Genomic DNA, 15,003 nt, shown 5'->3' with positions numbered 1-15,003 from the left:
TGAAAGTGGTGAACTATGTCTAACAGTGCCTTAGAGCTTATTTTAGAACGTGCCAAAGAAGACGAGCATCAAGCGTCGATGGCACTCAGTAATGCCCGTAACGAGCGGGATAATTATTTGGTACAGCTCCAGCAAATTGAGCAGTACCGCTTAGATTACTGTAAGCAGCTTTCTGCTCGAGGACAGCAAGGGTTAACCGCTAGCAATTATAACCACTTACAGAAATTCTTAACTCAGCTTGATGAAACCTTGGCTAAGCAAAAGCTGGCAGGTGCTCAGTTTGATGAACAAGTAAAAAACTGTAGCGAGTTTTGGCATGAAATGCGTAAAAAACGACGCTCGATAGAATGGTTGCTAGAGAAAAAGCAGCAAGAGCGTAAGGCAATGCTCGATAAACAAGAGCAAAAGATGATGGATGAATTTGCCACTTTGCAGTTTGCTCGTCGGGTGACGCAAACTTATTAACACTTACTCAAGTAGCCATAATGTTATTTGGGGATAGAAGAACGTATTTATTGTGCTTCTTTGGCGGTTTGAGCATGATTTTTGCATTGATTACCGCTTAGTATGAGTTCCTTCGTAATAATGAGTGTTTATGAGTTTATCTAACTTGATGCCTTTTAACTTTTCTTCTGCCTCAAAAGCGACGGCTCAGCCGGCGGCTGATAGCGCTAAGCTTGATGCTACGGGCAAGATGGCGAAAAGCGATACGGCTAATAGTGGTGATGGAGTTAAAAGTGAAGCAGGGCGCGACTTTGCATCTGATTTAGATCAAGCGGCTAATCCATCATCGTTAGAAAGTAGCTCTAAGAAGAACGTAACCACACCAGATGAGGTGGCATCAGATCAAGCTGATGTTAGCGAAACTGGCGATAGTAAAACCACTGCGTCGCAAGTAACGGCTGCAGAGGGTGAATCGCTTGTAAGTGATGGTGAGCTCAGCGCTGATGCGATGAAGGGACAAGATCAGCAAGTTTCATCGACTAACGAGTCCGCATCTGCGAGTGATAAAAAGCAGGCGATGGATGAAGGTGATGCTTTTTTAAAACAGTTAGATGCAGCGAATAAGCAACTGCCGCAGCAGGGCTCTTCACCGCAAGCTTCTTCGCAACAAGCCTCTCTTCAGCAAGGTTCGCCGATGACAGGTGAACAGCAGGCAATGGCGGCTGCTGTGAGTGGCAACGGTGCTAGCAAGGAGGAAGCTGGAGGCAAGAGTTTGCCAGCAGGTTCAGTGCTGGCTGCAGATAAGGCAACAGGTCAAACTGCTGGGCAGCAAGGTGAGTTAACTGATGACGCGACTCAACAAAATCAGCTTGCTCATGTTTTCTCGCCAGCGGCTTCAGCGCAGGTGGGACAAAATACTGTTGCTTCGGCTGAAGGTGTTGAGGGAGCATTACCCAACTCTGACGCGAGCCAAGATATGCAAGGCGATAGCTTTGCGGCTAGTTCCGCTGTTGCTGCAGGTGCGCTTCAAGCGGGATCGCCTCAGACGACAGGCTCGTCTGTAGCATCTGCGATGACGCCAGAATCCGCTGCTAATTTGGCAACGGCATCTAATGCCACCGCGACGAGTCAAGCCGTCGCAGGTTCTGGCCAAGTTGCAATGAATGCCAATGGCGTGACAGAAGGTGCGCTGATTGGTAGTAAGTTGGCTGGCGGTAATGTGGCTGATAGTACATTAGCCTCAGATGTGACAGCACGAACAAATGCTGCAATGGCTAACCAAGCTGCAGCATCAACAGCGCACATCCCTTGGGCTTCAACTACAGCGACTGACGGTACTAGGTTACAGGGCAGTGCGAGTAGCGCTGCGTTAGCTGGTTCATTGGCGGGCTCATTTGCCGGAGAAACTGCTGACTCCCTTGGTGCAGAAGGGCAAGAGGCAGTCGAGCTGCGTAATGCTGCAATGCTCGCGGGTGGAATGCATGCTGTAGCGGGTGATGAGTCACAAGAGCTTACCCGTGCTACTGCGCAAGATGGCGCTCAGCCTTTAACGGCAACAGCGGGCAGTCAAACCATGCAGCAAATGGCAAGAGCAGAGGCAGTCGCACAAGCACAGCAAACCCCGATCCAGTTGAGTAAAGATCAGGGCGGTGATGAGCTGGCTGAAAAAGTGAATATCATGATGTCGAAGAATTTAAAGCATGTTGATATTCGCCTTGATCCGCCAGAGCTTGGTAAGGTTCAGATCAAACTATCGATGAATCAGGATCAAGCATCGCTACAATTTACCGCAGCAAATAGCCAGACGCGTGAATTGCTAGAGCACTCGATGCCACGTTTGCGCGAACTATTGCACCAGCAAGGTGTGCAATTAGCGCAGACCTCGGTTCAGCAAGATACCAGTCGCCAAGCCAGTAACGGTCAAAACTTTGCGGGTCAGCAAGGGCAGCAAACCGATGGTCAAGGTGGCTCTGGTCGTGGACAACAAGGTGGTTCGCAACAAGGTGACGGTCACTGGGGTGACGGCGAATCGCTAGAAATGTATGCAACGCCTTCAAACGATGGTGTTGATTACTATGCTTAATGACAAAAATACATGACAATAGTCGCATTGGTTTAGGTTTTAGAAACAGTAAAGGATTCACATGGCTGACGAATTACAAGAAACGAGTGGTAGCAAAAAGAAGCTGATCATCATTATTGCTGCGGTCGTTATCTTGCTGGCTGGTGGCGGTGCTGCCGCATGGTTTATGTTAGGTGATGATGTACCAGAACCTGAGGTTGCGTCTGAGCAAACGCAAGCAACAGCAGCTCAGAATGAGCCAGCGTACTATGTCACTCTCCCTCAGCCATTTATCTTTAATGTTACAGGCGACAAACGTGATCGCTTGGTACAGGTGAAAGTGCAGCTGATGGTACGCGGTGATGACAACGAAGAAACCGCGAAACAGCATATTCCGCTGTTAGAAAGTACACTGTTGCAAACCTTTGGTGCTGCGACGGTTGAAGAACTGCGTACCCCAAATGGGCGTGTTGAGTTGCGTGAAAAAGCACTGCAATCAGTACAGAATGCTTTGCAGAAAGTCTCAGGACAACAAGTGGTTGAGCGTGTGTTATTTACTGGCTTCGTAATGCAATAGGTTCAAAGTGAGTGATCTATTAACCCAAGACGAAATTGATGCCCTGTTACACGGTGTTGATGATGTAGAAGATGATGAGGGCCTTGATGGCGGTGAAGCCTCCACGGCCACGACCTTTGACTTCTCATCGCAAGACCGGATTGTCCGTGGACGGATGCCAACGCTCGAATTGATCAACGAGCGTTTTGCCCGCCACATGCGCATTAGCTTATTTAATATGCTGCGCAAAACGGCGGAAGTATCGATCAACGGTGTACAGATGATCAAGTTTGGTGAATACCAAAACACACTGTATGTACCGACAAGTTTAAACATGGTGCGATTCCGTCCGCTAAAAGGTACGGGTCTTATCACCATGGAAGCCCGCTTGGTGTTTATTCTGGTAGAAAACTTCTTTGGTGGTGATGGTCGTTTCCACGCCAAGATTGAAGGTCGTGAATTTACCCCAACGGAGCGCCGCATTGTTCAAATGCTGCTGAAACTGGTGTTTGAGGATTACCGTGAAGCATGGTCACCAGTGATGGGGGTTGAGTTCGAGTACCTCGACTCTGAAGTGAACCCGACCATGGCTAACATTGTCAGCCCAACCGAAGTGATTGTGGTGAGCTCTTTCCACATCGAAGTCGATGGTGGTGGCGGTGACTTCCACGTGGTGATGCCGTACTCCATGGTTGAGCCCATTCGTGAATTATTGGACGCCGGTGTTCAGTCAGACAAGATGGATACCGATGTTCGTTGGAGCAAGGCACTGCGTGACGAAATCATGGATGTGCCAGTGAATATGCGTGCTAAGTTGTTAGACGTAGATTTAACCCTGCGGGATTTGATGGAGCTGCAAACGGGAGACGTGATCCCGATTGATATGCCGGGGGCGGCAACGGTGTTTGTTGAAGACCTCCCAACCTATCGCGCAAAAATGGGTAAATCAGGCGATAACGTAGCACTGAAAATTACCGAGAAGTTGAAACGTCCAGATATGGTGAAAACCGATCTGGCCTTCCTCGACCGTGATGCGTTAGGCAGCGCGTTGATGGAAATTAACGATGACGAATAACCATAGGTGTAATCATGTCTCAAAATGACCAACAAATTGCTGACGATTGGGCTGCGGCGCTGGCGGAGCAAGCGGATGAAGAAAGTGTACAGGCTGCGCCGCTTGAAGAATTAACCGACGAGAGCTCACCGATTTCTGAAGATGAGCGTCGTAAACTCGATACCATCATGGATATTCCGGTGACCATTTCGATGGAAGTCGGTCGTACTCAAATCAGTATCCGTAACTTACTGCAATTGAACCAAGGCTCGGTAGTTGAGCTTGATCGAATTGCGGGTGAATCGCTGGATGTGATGGTAAACGGCACCTTGATCGCCCACGGCGAAGTGGTTGTGGTCAACGACAAGTTTGGTATTCGTCTCACTGACGTGATCAGCCAAACTGAGCGTATTAAGAAGTTGCGTTAAGCGAAAGGGTAGTACCACCATGTTTCGATTTGTTACTCTGACGCTGATCCCGCTACTGATGGCGGGATTAAGTTTGCCAGCAATGGCTGCGCCACCTGAAATTAATATGACCACCACCTTTGCGTCTTTGATGCTGGTGGTGATGTTGATCTTAGTGTTGGCAGTTGTCGTGAAAAAAATGCGTCTGCCAAACCTACAAGGTGACAGTAGCCTTAAAGTGATCAAACAGATCCCTGTGGGGCAGAAAGAGCGCATTGTGTTGGTGCAAGTGGGTGATGAGCAGTTGTTAGTTGGTGTAACCCAACACAACATCTCACTCTTGAATAAGCTCGACACTCCATTAGCTGAGCCGGAAATGGAACGTCCTGATTTTGCCTCACAGCTTGGCAAGTTATTAAAAAACGATATGAATAAGCAATGATGAGACAAGGTCTGTTGGCTGCTGTTCTGGCAGCATGTGCTTTACTATTTAGCGTATCTGCGTGGGCAGCTGAAGAAGATGGCACTGTGACTGTCACTGAGAGGGCAATGCAGTCAGAGCAGGGCGCATCTCATATGGTGGCAAAACGAAACGGCGGTGGTATCCCTGCCTTTTCGGTCACAGTGAATCCCGATGGCACTGAAGATTATTCAGTAACCTTGCAAATCCTAGCCTTGATGACAGCGCTAGGGTTCTTGCCTGCCATTATCATCTTGATGACCTCATTTACCCGTATCGTGGTGGTGATGTCGATCCTTCGGCAAGCGATGGGTTTGCAACAGACGCCATCAAATCAGGTGATCATCGGGATCGCGATGTTCATGACGTTTTATGTCATGTCGCCGGTGATCGATCAGATCAATACCCAAGCGGTACAGCCTTATATCAATGATGAGATCAATGCTGAGCAAGCCTTTAATGCAGCGCAAGATCCGCTCCGTCAGTTCATGTTGAAGCAAACGCGGGTAAAAGACCTCGAAAGCTTCGTTAACATGTCTGGCTCTAGCGCGACCGATCCGCAAGAAGTGCCGATGACGGTATTGATCCCAGCCTTTATTACGTCAGAGTTGAAAACGGCGTTCCAAATTGGCTTTATGCTGTTTTTGCCGTTTTTGATCATCGACTTAGTGGTGGCATCGGTACTAATGGCGATGGGTATGATGATGCTATCGCCAATGATTGTCTCATTGCCGTTTAAACTCATGTTGTTCGTATTAGTCGATGGTTGGAACCTGATCTTGTCGACCTTGGCTGGCAGCTTTGGCACTTAGCCTAAGGATGAAACATGACACCTGAAGCGTTTGTCGAAATATTCCAAGATGCGCTCTACATCGTATTGGTGATGGTGTGCATGATTGTATTGCCGGGCTTGGTGGTTGGTTTGATTGTTGCCGTATTCCAAGCGGCAACCTCGATCAACGAACAAACCTTGAGCTTCTTGCCGCGTTTGGTTGCTACCTTGATAGCCTTGATGTTATTTGGTCATGCCATGACCAGTATGTTAATGGACTATTTCTATCGGGTGATAGAGCGAATACCGCAATTATTGTATTAGCGCGATAACGCACACTAACCCAGCTAAACAGAGAGTGCGTATAACATGCGCAAGATGACCGAGATGAAACATACCGAGATGGAACAACGCTAACCATGTCGTACCCAGCGACACAGCTCCTCGATTGGATGGCGAATTACTTTTGGCCCTTCGTTCGAATTTCATCGATGTTAATGTCGATGACTTTCTTCGGTGCTCGCTTTGTCTCGCCTAAAATTCGTCTCTATCTTGCTATCACCGTCACTATTGCTGTTATGCCAGCCTTGCCTGCGGTGCCAAAAGAAATCCAAGTGGTATCTTTTCATGGTTTTTTGATCATCGCGCAACAAGTGGTGATTGGGGTTTGCATGGGGCTAGTGACTCAATTTGTTAGCCAAACGTTCGTGTTGCTTGGTCAGATCTTGGGTATGCAATCGAGTATTGGTTTTGCCTCTATGGTTGACCCGGCCAACGGCCAAAGTACGCCCGTTTTGGGTCAGCTATTTATGATGTTTGCCCTGATGCTGTTTCTATCGACCGATGGCCACTTGGTGATGCTGCAGATGGTGATCATGAGCTTCACTACCTTGCCGATTGGTAAATCCATGTTTGAAGCTGGTGACTATTATCAGCTAGCAGGTTGGTTTGGTCTGATGTTCAAAGCGGCATTGAATATGGCGTTGGCGGGAATTATCGCTCTGATGACAGTCAATCTGTCTTTTGGTGTCATGACCCGTGCGGCACCACAGTTAAACATTTTTGCGCTCGGTTTTTCTTTTGCATTATTACTTGGCTTGACCATTACATGGTTCTTGCTAATGGGTATGCTGCCACAGTACGAGTATCAGTGGCAGTTAGGTGTCGATCAGGTGTGTAGCTTGATCCGGTTGGATTGTTAGGTCAGTAAGGTTAGGTAGAAGCAGACATGGCAGATTCCGACGGTCAGGAACGTACCGAACAGGCCACTCCCCGAAGGCTCGAGCAGGCGCGGGAGAAAGGTCAAGTACCGCGCTCAAGAGAATTGGCATCCGTTGCAGTGTTAGTTGCAGGCGCCGTATCACTGATGTGGTTCGGCGAAACCCTCGCCCACGGCATGATTGCCATCATGACAAAAATGTTCACGTTAAGCCGTGAAGAAATCTTCGATGTCACCAAGTTGTTTGCGGTGGTCCTCCAATCGTTGAAACACATCGCAATGCCACTGTTTATTGTGCTGGCGTTCTTGTTTTCCTGTGCCTTGATTGGCGCTGCTGCGTTAGGTGGCGTGAGTTTCTCTGCGGAAGCGGCGCGTCCTAAGCTATCGAAAATGAACCCAATGAGCGGTTTGAAGCGAATGTTCGGGATGCAAAGCTGGGTTGAGCTGATCAAATCGATTTTGAAAGTGTTGTTGGTGGCGGGCATTGCTATCTACTTGATGTATAGCAGTTTGAACGACTTGTTTTTGATCAGCACTGAGCTCTATCCCAATAACTTCTATCATGCGCTGCAACTGTTGATGCGCTTTATTCTGCTGATTTGTTGCTCGTTGCTGGTGGTGGTTGCCATCGATGTGCCGTATCAGATTTGGCAGCATAACGAACAGTTAAAAATGACTAAGCAAGAGGTCAAAGACGAATTTAAAGACAGCGAAGGTAAGCCTGAAGTTAAAGGGCGGATCCGTATGTTGCAGCGTGAAATGGCGCAGCGTCGTATGATGGCTGAAGTTCCACAAGCCGATGTGGTGATCACCAACCCGGAGCACTTCTCGGTAGCCCTTCGTTACGACACCAGTATCGATGCCGCGCCGATTGTGATCGCTAAAGGTACCGATCACATCGCGCTTAAAATCCGAGAAATCGCCAACAAAAATGATATTGATATCGTGCCATCGCCACCTTTAGCGCGTTCGATTTATCACACCACAGAGCTTGAACAGCAGATCCCCGACGGCCTGTTTATCGCTGTGGCGCAAGTGCTCGCATACGTTTATCAGCTTAAGCAATACCGCAAAGGGCAGGGCAAGAAACCTGTACTGTCGAAAGAAGCAAATAACATCCCACCGGAATACCGCCACTAGCATTTTTACGCCGGCAATTGATAGCCCATTAATGCGGCTCGTGTTTTACATTGAATTGTGTGAATTTTAATCACTCAGTATCAATTTGTGAGCTATCTCCAAAATCAATTTTGGTCAAAAAATTGTCGTTTATTTGGGCATGATTGTTGCTTTACTATTTCGTTTTTTTGGTGGAAACCTTAGAATATTCGCCATAACCATAATACTCATATTCTGAGCGACAAGACGTGTAACGATTGAATGAAACTGCCTGCTGCTTTAGCGGATAAATTACCGCTGTCTCGCCTTAAATCCATGCCATCGGTAGGAGCGCCAATTTTGGTGCTTGCAACTTTGGCGATGGTGATTTTGCCGATGCCGCCGATCCTGTTGGATATGGCGTTCTCGTTCAATATCGCACTAGCAATGGTGGTATTGCTGGTGACTATCTATACCCGTCGTCCGCTCGATTTTGCTGCTTTCCCAACAGTACTGCTTATTGCGACCTTGTTACGTCTAGCGCTAAACGTCGCGTCAACCCGTGTGGTTCTCCTGTATGGACACGAGGGTTCGGATGCCGCTGGTCAAGTTATCGATGCTTTTGGCTCGGTGGTGATTGGTGGTAACTACGCCGTTGGTCTGGTGGTATTCCTGATCTTGATGATCATTAACTTCATGGTTGTTACCAAAGGTGCGGGTCGTATCTCGGAAGTAAGTGCCCGTTTCACCTTGGATGCCTTACCGGGTAAACAGATGGCTATCGATGCCGATTTGAACGCAGGCTTGATTGACCAAGAGCAAGCGCGTACCCGTCGTGGTGAAGTGACCAAAGAGGCGGATTTCTACGGTTCTATGGATGGTGCGTCAAAATTTGTAAAAGGTGACGCCATCGCCGGTATCTTGATTTTGTGTATCAACATCATCGGTGGACTCGTGATCGGCATGGGTCAGCATGGCCTAGCGTTTGGTCAGGCGCTTGAAATTTATAGCTTGCTAACCATTGGTGATGGCTTGGTTGCTCAAATTCCGTCACTTTTGTTGTCAATTGGTGCAGCAATGATGGTAACTCGTCAAAATACTGACGAGGATATGGGCCAGCAGATGTATTTCCAGATGTTCAACAACCCGCAGGCGTTGATCATCACAGGTGCCATCTTGTTTGTAATGGGCATCGTGCCGGGGATGCCACACATCCCATTCTTGCTACTTGCGCTGTTAATTGGCGCCATTGCTTATTGGCGAGTGAAGAAACAAAAAGAAGCCGAGTTGGTGGAGAAAGAAGAAGCGTCCACCGAGCTGGCAACGACACCACCGTCAAAAGAGCTATCGTGGGACGATGTTCAGCCGGTCGACATTATCGGGCTGGAAGTGGGTTACCGTTTGATCCCTATGGTGGATAAAGAGCAAGGCGGTGAACTGCTTGAGCGCGTGAAAGGGGTACGGAAGAAGCTCTCGCAAGACTTTGGCTTTCTGGTACCGCCAGTACATATCCGCGATAACTTGGAATTACCACCCAACAGCTATCGTATTAGCTTGATGGGCGTTGCCTGTGGTGAGGCCAATATTCACCACAACATGGAGCTGGCGATTAACCCAGGGCAAGTGTTTGGTTCTATCGACGGCGAAGTGACCACTGACCCTGCCTTTGGCTTAGAAGCGGTGTGGATCATGGAATCACAACGTGAACATGCACAAGCGCTTGGCTATACCGTGGTAGATGCCGCGACGGTACTGGCAACGCACTTAAGCCAGATATTGACCAACAGTGCCGCGCAGCTACTGGGTCATGAAGAAGTACAGAATCTGCTTGAAATGCTTGGTCAATCAACACCTAAGTTGGTTGAAGGTTTTGTACCGGATCAAATCTCATTGGGTGTGGTTGTGAAAGTGATGCAGAACTTGCTGCATGAAGGCATTCCAATCCGAGATATTCGTACCATAGTACAGACATTGTCGGAGTACGCACCGAAGAGTCAAGATCCTGACATTCTTACTGCCGCGGTTCGCATATCATTAAAACGTCTAATTGTTCAGGAAATCAACGGTATAGAGCCAGAACTTCCTGTTATCACTTTAGTGCCAGAGTTGGAACAAATATTGCATCAAACGATGCAGTCTGCCGGAGGCGAATCAACAGGTATCGAACCTGGCTTGGCAGAACGCTTGCAACGCTCGCTAACCGAAGCGACGCAACAACAAGAATTAAAAGGCGAACCAGCAGTATTACTGACTTCTGGCGTCCTACGCTCGACACTGGCGAAGTTTGTGAAAAATACCATTCCAAGCTTGCGTGTCTTGTCTTATCAGGAAGTACCTGATGAAAAACAAATTCGCATTGTAAATGCCGTGGGTAATTAACCGCAGTCAGCACATAAGCTAAGGCTGTTAACCCCTTTTAGTTGCTCGCGTTTACGCTTGCTGAACCACTCTGAAATATGGTGTTACGCCATTTGACGGGAATAGTAGATTGAAGATTAAACGATTTTTTGCCAAAGACATGCGAACCGCATTGAGCCAAGTGAAGGAAGAACTTGGCTCGGATGCAGTGATCATGTCGAATAAAAAAGTCACCGGCGGGGTGGAAATTGTTGCCGCTGTGGATAATGACTCCGGCAATCAGCCGCCGCCACCATCTCCAGTCCGTGACGACTTAGCCAATCGCTTAGGTCAAGCGAAACGTAAACTGGCTGACGATAAGGTACAGCTTAAGCAATCGGCGGGAAGCCGTTTTGCTAACATGCTGCAAAACTATCAAGGGCAAGACAACGCACAAGAGGGTGGCAGTGAAGAAGATTCGCTGTCAGCACTGTTACAGCGTCAATCTAAGCATCAAAACAATGCCCGTGATTATGGTTACGAGCGCGATAACATGCGCCCTTCTCGTCAAGAGCAGCATGAACCACGTCGTGCCAACAATAATCACAATCAAGGGCATAGCCAGAACCGCAATCAACAAAGTGGTGGCTATAGTGGTTTAGGTAAGCGCCAACCAGCGAAACACGCGCTTGATATTGGTGATTACAAGCGTCCGAATTCTAAAAGCTATGACGATCAGCAAGAGTGGTCTGGCGGCAATAATCGCAATCAAGGCTATCGTGGTCAGCAGAACAACCCTCGTTCTTCATTTGGTGAGCGTGGCGGTAATCGCTTAGACCCATCTCGTTATGAGCCAAAATCATCCTCGAACATGGATGAAATGGATGCGATGCGCAATGAAATGGCATCTATCCGCCGCCTGCTTGAACATCAACTATCTGGCTTGATGTGGCAAGAGGTTGAGCGTCGTGAGCCAATGCGCGCCATGATGATCAAACGCCTAGAGAAAATGGGCTTATCACCTGAATTAAGTGATCAGCTCGCCTGTTATATTCCAGAAGATGTGCCTGCGCATGAAGCGTGGCCAGCATTGCTGGAGTTGCTAGCGGATCAAATTATCACCACCGATGACTGTATTTTAGAAACCGGTGGGGTAGTGGCACTGTTAGGGCCGACAGGGGTGGGTAAAACGACCACTATCGCTAAGCTGGCAGCGCGTGCGGCAATGGATTTTGGTCCAGAAGAAATTGCCCTCGTCACAACAGATACTTACCGTATCGGTGCCCACGAGCAACTTTCTACTTATGGTCGAATTTTAGGCTGTCCGGTAAGAGTTGCTAAAGATGCTGAAGAACTGGCCGATATACTTCACCAGTTACGTCATCGTCGACTGGTTTTATTGGATACCGCAGGGATGGGACAGCGCGATATTCGCCTGTCAGAACAACTTGATACATTGATGCAAAATAGCGGAGCACAAATCCGCAGTCTATTGGTATTACCATCAACCGCGCAGCGTCGTGTGTTGCATGAAACGATTGAACATTTCCGTCGGATACCATTATCAGGTTGTGTGTTAACCAAGCTTGATGAGTCATTAAGTTTGGGTGAGGTAATGTGCGTGACGATTGAAAATGCACTACCTATTGCGTATTTGGCCGATGGTCAACGTGTACCTGAAGATATCAAAGTAGCCTCTGGCAAATATCTGGCGGCACGTGCCAACGAACTATTAGAACAAGAAATTAGTCAGCAACCTCATTTCTGGAGTAGCGACAATTCAGAAAATCAGGCGGCAGATTTTTATGATTGAGAACATGATGCAGGATCAAGCGAGCGGCCTACGCCGTATGACTAAACTCTCTTCAACCCGAGTGATCACAGTAACTGGTGGTAAGGGTGGAGTTGGTAAAACCAATGTCACGCTCAATATGGCAATCTCAATGGCTCGTCAGGGCAAGAAGGTCATGGTACTGGACGCCGACTTGGGGCTGGCTAATGTCGATATTATGCTAGGACTGCGTGCGGGACGTAACTTATCGCACGTACTAGCAGGGCTGTGTGACCTTCAAGATATTATTGTTGAAGGTCCTTACGGGGTGCAGATTATTCCTGCCTCGTCAGGTACGCAAAATATGGCCGAGTTAACGCCAGCACAACACGCAGGCTTAATTCGAGCATTTGGTAGCTTGCCAAATGATATCGATGTTTTATTGGTCGATACCGCAGCGGGTATTTCTGACATGGTGCTGAGTTTCTCTCGCGCCGCGCAAGAAGTGCTGGTGGTGGTGTGTGATGAGCCAACATCGATCACCGATGCTTATGCTCTGATCAAAATTCTTAGCCGTGAATATGATGTACAGCGCTTTAAGATTGTGGCCAACATGGTACGCAGCTACCGTGAAGGTCGCGAACTGTATGCCAAATTAACACGGGTAACGGAACGCTTCCTACACGCCAATTTAGAATTGGTGGCGTGTGTGCCACTGGACGACAAAGTGCGTCAGTCAGTGAAGCGTCAAAAAATTGTGGTTGATGCTTACCCTAAAAGTCCTGCAGCATTGGCACTGTCATCGTTAGCGAATAAAGCGTTAACTTGGCCAATGCCAACGAGTGCAGGTGGACACCTAGAGTTTTTTGTTGAGCGACTATTAGTGAAACCTACGCCAACAGAGGTACCTATCGGTGAATAAAGCGTTAACTTACGGCCGTTACCAAGAGAGCCCGCAGGCATTTGTCATGCGGTACTCGCCCTTGGTCAAACGGATCGCGCATCACTTGATGGGGCGGCTTCCCCCAAGTGTGCAAGTTGAAGATTTAATTCAAGCTGGCATGATAGGCCTGCTTGAGGCGCAGCAAAATTACGACCCTACCAAAGGGGCGAGTTTTGAAACTTTCGCCGGAATTCGTATTCGGGGCGCGATGCTCGACGACATCCGCCGAGGCGACTGGGTGCCACGCTCGGTATATAAAAATAGCCGACGTATCACCGAAGCCATCTCGGTACTGGAAAGCGAGCTAGGACGTGACCCGAACGATCAGGAAATTGCCGCTCACTTAGAAATGTCACTAGATCAGTACTATCAAGCGTTAAATGATGTGAATTGTGGTCGCTTAGTAGGTATGGATGATCTTGGTGTTACTGAAGATGCGATAGCAAATGAAGAATCGCTAGACGAAAATCTTCCATTTCAAGGTGTTGTAGACGATAATTTCCGCCATTCATTGGCAGAAGCCATTAAAACCTTGCCTGAACGTGAAGCACTTGTGTTGTCTCTTTATTACGATGAAGAGCTCAACTTAAAGGAGATTGGCGCCGTGATCGGTGTTAGTGAGTCTCGGGTGTGTCAGATTCATAGTCAGGCTATGCAACGCTTGCGCGCTAAGCTCTCAGCTTGGACCGCGTGAAATTAGAATATTATAAAAACACTGTGACCTCAGTGGAGGCAACTTTGAACAAAAACATGAAAATCCTCATTGTTGATGACTTCTCAACAATGCGCCGAATCGTTAAAAACCTTTTACGTGACTTGGGCTTTAACAACACCCAAGAGGCGGATGATGGATTGACCGCATTACCAATGCTGAAGAAAGGCGGCTTTGATTTCGTAGTGACCGACTGGAACATGCCAGGCATGCAAGGTATCGATCTACTGAAGCATATCCGTGCTGATGCTGAATTGAAGCATCTTCCTGTTCTGATGATCACTGCTGAAGCTAAGCGTGAGCAGATCATTGAAGCAGCTCAAGCGGGTGTGAATGGTTACATTGTTAAGCCATTTACGGCTGCAACGCTAAAAGAAAAGCTAGATAAAATTTTCGAACGTATGCAGTAATGCTGCCTGTCAGACGCTAACAGGGTAAACATAATAATGATAACACTCGCTCAAGCTAAACAGCTTGTCAGCTTGCTTGAAGACGACCAACAAGAAGAAGCCAATCAGCTCCTTCTGTCTGTCATGCATGAGCAGCGTGATCCTATGTACGATGAAGTAGGGAAGCTGACTCGTCAGTTGCACGATTCGCTACAAAACTTCCGCTTAGATCCTCGTATTTGTGATCTTGCTAAAACAGAAATACCTGATGCGCGTGGCCGTTTGTCGTTTGTTATTGAACGCACTGAAGAAGCAGCCAATAAAACGATGGATGCAGTTGAAAACATCTTACCGATTGCCGATAAACTTCACGACAATCTGCTACAAGTCCAACCTCAGTGGAAGCGACTTATGGCCGGTAAGATTGAGCTAAACGAATTTAAAGTGCTTTGTCACAGTATCGATGGCTTGCTGACGCAGGTTGAAGGTGACAGCGGCGAAGTTCGTAGCCAATTGACAGAAATCTTAATGGCGCAAGACTTTCAGGATCTCACCGGGCAGGTTATCCGCCGTGTGATCGATCTCGTGCATGAGGTTGAAGATCAGCTAGTTGATATCCTGAAAGCCTTTGACATGGACAATGACGACAAAGTTGAAGCCCTCACGGAAGCACCAACACTTGCCCCAGAAGGGCCAATTATCAACGGTGAAGAACGCGTAGATGTGATGTCTTCACAAGATGATGTTGATGATTTGCTGTCGAGCCTTGGATTTTAGGG

At 47.9% G+C, this 15,003-nt stretch carries 16 protein-coding genes; all 16 read left to right on the top strand.

Annotated features, from left to right (window positions below):
• Positions 1–15 precede the first annotated feature (15 nt).
• The 16 genes from fliJ to A3K86_RS06835 all read left to right on the top strand — a co-directional run bounded on the left by fliJ (position 16) and on the right by A3K86_RS06835 (position 15,001).
• Positions 16–465 (top strand): flagellar export protein FliJ, encoded by a 450-nt coding sequence (gene fliJ, locus A3K86_RS06910; RefSeq protein WP_068329656.1) that lies wholly within the window; start codon positions 16–18, stop codon positions 463–465.
• A 130-nt stretch (positions 466–595) separates the two neighbouring features.
• Entirely contained in the window at positions 596–2,527 is a 1,932-nt protein-coding gene (locus A3K86_RS06905; RefSeq protein WP_068329654.1) for a flagellar hook-length control protein FliK, read from the top strand.
• Between the two features lie 61 nt (positions 2,528–2,588).
• A complete protein-coding gene (fliL, locus tag A3K86_RS06900; RefSeq protein WP_068329652.1) occupies positions 2,589–3,083 on the top strand; it encodes a flagellar basal body-associated protein FliL in 495 nt (164 codons plus the stop codon).
• Between the two features lie 7 nt (positions 3,084–3,090).
• Positions 3,091–4,137 (top strand): flagellar motor switch protein FliM, encoded by a 1,047-nt coding sequence (gene fliM / locus A3K86_RS06895; RefSeq protein ID WP_068329650.1) that lies wholly within the window; start codon positions 3,091–3,093, stop codon positions 4,135–4,137.
• 14 nt (positions 4,138–4,151) lie between these two features.
• Complete coding sequence (gene fliN / locus A3K86_RS06890) at positions 4,152–4,544, top strand: flagellar motor switch protein FliN (RefSeq protein ID WP_068329647.1); 393 nt, start codon at positions 4,152–4,154, stop codon at positions 4,542–4,544.
• A 19-nt stretch (positions 4,545–4,563) separates the two neighbouring features.
• Positions 4,564–4,965: a flagellar biosynthetic protein FliO gene (gene fliO / locus A3K86_RS06885; RefSeq protein ID WP_068329643.1), complete on the top strand. Its 402-nt coding sequence runs from the start codon at positions 4,564–4,566 to the stop codon at positions 4,963–4,965.
• On the top strand, positions 4,962–5,795 hold the full coding sequence (fliP, locus tag A3K86_RS06880; protein ID WP_068329636.1) for a flagellar type III secretion system pore protein FliP: 834 nt from the start codon (positions 4,962–4,964) through the stop codon (positions 5,793–5,795). Before fliO ends, fliP begins: the two co-directional genes overlap by 4 nt.
• Positions 5,796–5,809: 14 nt before the next feature.
• Complete coding sequence (gene fliQ / locus A3K86_RS06875) at positions 5,810–6,079, top strand: flagellar biosynthesis protein FliQ (protein WP_068329634.1); 270 nt, start codon at positions 5,810–5,812, stop codon at positions 6,077–6,079.
• Positions 6,080–6,174: 95 nt separating this feature from the next.
• The gene (fliR, locus tag A3K86_RS06870; protein ID WP_068329632.1) at positions 6,175–6,957 is read left to right on the top strand and encodes a flagellar biosynthetic protein FliR; all 783 of its coding nucleotides are present in this window, start codon (positions 6,175–6,177) and stop codon (positions 6,955–6,957) included.
• 26 nt (positions 6,958–6,983) lie between these two features.
• The gene (flhB, locus tag A3K86_RS06865; protein ID WP_068329624.1) at positions 6,984–8,114 is read left to right on the top strand and encodes a flagellar biosynthesis protein FlhB; all 1,131 of its coding nucleotides are present in this window, start codon (positions 6,984–6,986) and stop codon (positions 8,112–8,114) included.
• A 240-nt stretch (positions 8,115–8,354) separates the two neighbouring features.
• Positions 8,355–10,451 (top strand): flagellar biosynthesis protein FlhA, encoded by a 2,097-nt coding sequence (gene flhA, locus A3K86_RS06860; RefSeq protein WP_068329621.1) that lies wholly within the window; start codon positions 8,355–8,357, stop codon positions 10,449–10,451.
• 109 nt (positions 10,452–10,560) lie between these two features.
• Positions 10,561–12,222 carry a flagellar biosynthesis protein FlhF gene (flhF, locus tag A3K86_RS06855; RefSeq protein ID WP_068329618.1) on the top strand — a complete coding sequence of 554 codons (1,662 nt, stop codon included), beginning with the start codon at positions 10,561–10,563 and terminating at the stop codon, positions 12,220–12,222.
• Entirely contained in the window at positions 12,215–13,102 is an 888-nt protein-coding gene (locus A3K86_RS06850) for a MinD/ParA family protein (protein ID WP_068329615.1), read from the top strand. Before flhF ends, A3K86_RS06850 begins: the two co-directional genes overlap by 8 nt.
• Positions 13,095–13,817, top strand: a complete 723-nt coding sequence (locus A3K86_RS06845; RefSeq protein ID WP_068329611.1) for an RNA polymerase sigma factor FliA — start codon at positions 13,095–13,097, stop codon at positions 13,815–13,817. The genes A3K86_RS06850 and A3K86_RS06845 overlap by 8 nt, the downstream gene beginning before the upstream one ends.
• Positions 13,818–13,873: 56 nt before the next feature.
• On the top strand, positions 13,874–14,245 hold the full coding sequence (gene cheY / locus A3K86_RS06840; RefSeq protein ID WP_039467413.1) for a chemotaxis response regulator CheY: 372 nt from the start codon (positions 13,874–13,876) through the stop codon (positions 14,243–14,245).
• A 36-nt stretch (positions 14,246–14,281) separates the two neighbouring features.
• Complete coding sequence (locus tag A3K86_RS06835; protein WP_068329605.1) at positions 14,282–15,001, top strand: protein phosphatase CheZ; 720 nt, start codon at positions 14,282–14,284, stop codon at positions 14,999–15,001.
• Positions 15,002–15,003 lie beyond the last annotated feature (2 nt).

The sequence above is a fragment of the Photobacterium jeanii genome (assembly GCF_001650345.1).
In the GTDB taxonomy this organism is placed as follows: Bacteria; Pseudomonadota; Gammaproteobacteria; order Enterobacterales; family Vibrionaceae; genus Photobacterium; species Photobacterium jeanii.
Note: the sequence above shows the minus strand (reverse complement) of the source record. Positions and strands in the feature narration are given on the sequence as shown.

Excerpts from the sequence above, each read along its gene's own strand:
- fliJ (WP_068329656.1), top strand. The coding sequence starts at position 16 with ATGTCTAACAGTGCCTTAGAGCTTATTTTAGAACGTGCCAAAGAAGAC.
- A3K86_RS06905 (WP_068329654.1), top strand. The coding sequence starts at position 596 with ATGAGTTTATCTAACTTGATGCCTTTTAACTTTTCTTCTGCCTCAAAA.
- fliL (WP_068329652.1), top strand. The coding sequence starts at position 2,589 with ATGGCTGACGAATTACAAGAAACGAGTGGTAGCAAAAAGAAGCTGATC.
- fliN (WP_068329647.1), top strand. The coding sequence starts at position 4,152 with ATGTCTCAAAATGACCAACAAATTGCTGACGATTGGGCTGCGGCGCTG.
- fliO (WP_068329643.1), top strand. The coding sequence starts at position 4,564 with ATGTTTCGATTTGTTACTCTGACGCTGATCCCGCTACTGATGGCGGGA.
- fliP (WP_068329636.1), top strand. The coding sequence starts at position 4,962 with ATGATGAGACAAGGTCTGTTGGCTGCTGTTCTGGCAGCATGTGCTTTA.
- fliQ (WP_068329634.1), top strand. The coding sequence starts at position 5,810 with ATGACACCTGAAGCGTTTGTCGAAATATTCCAAGATGCGCTCTACATC.
- fliR (WP_068329632.1), top strand. The coding sequence starts at position 6,175 with ATGTCGTACCCAGCGACACAGCTCCTCGATTGGATGGCGAATTACTTT.
- flhB (WP_068329624.1), top strand. The coding sequence starts at position 6,984 with ATGGCAGATTCCGACGGTCAGGAACGTACCGAACAGGCCACTCCCCGA.
- flhA (WP_068329621.1), top strand. The coding sequence starts at position 8,355 with ATGAAACTGCCTGCTGCTTTAGCGGATAAATTACCGCTGTCTCGCCTT.
- A3K86_RS06850 (WP_068329615.1), top strand. The coding sequence starts at position 12,215 with ATGATTGAGAACATGATGCAGGATCAAGCGAGCGGCCTACGCCGTATG.
- cheY (WP_039467413.1), top strand. The coding sequence starts at position 13,874 with ATGAAAATCCTCATTGTTGATGACTTCTCAACAATGCGCCGAATCGTT.
- A3K86_RS06835 (WP_068329605.1), top strand. The coding sequence starts at position 14,282 with ATGATAACACTCGCTCAAGCTAAACAGCTTGTCAGCTTGCTTGAAGAC.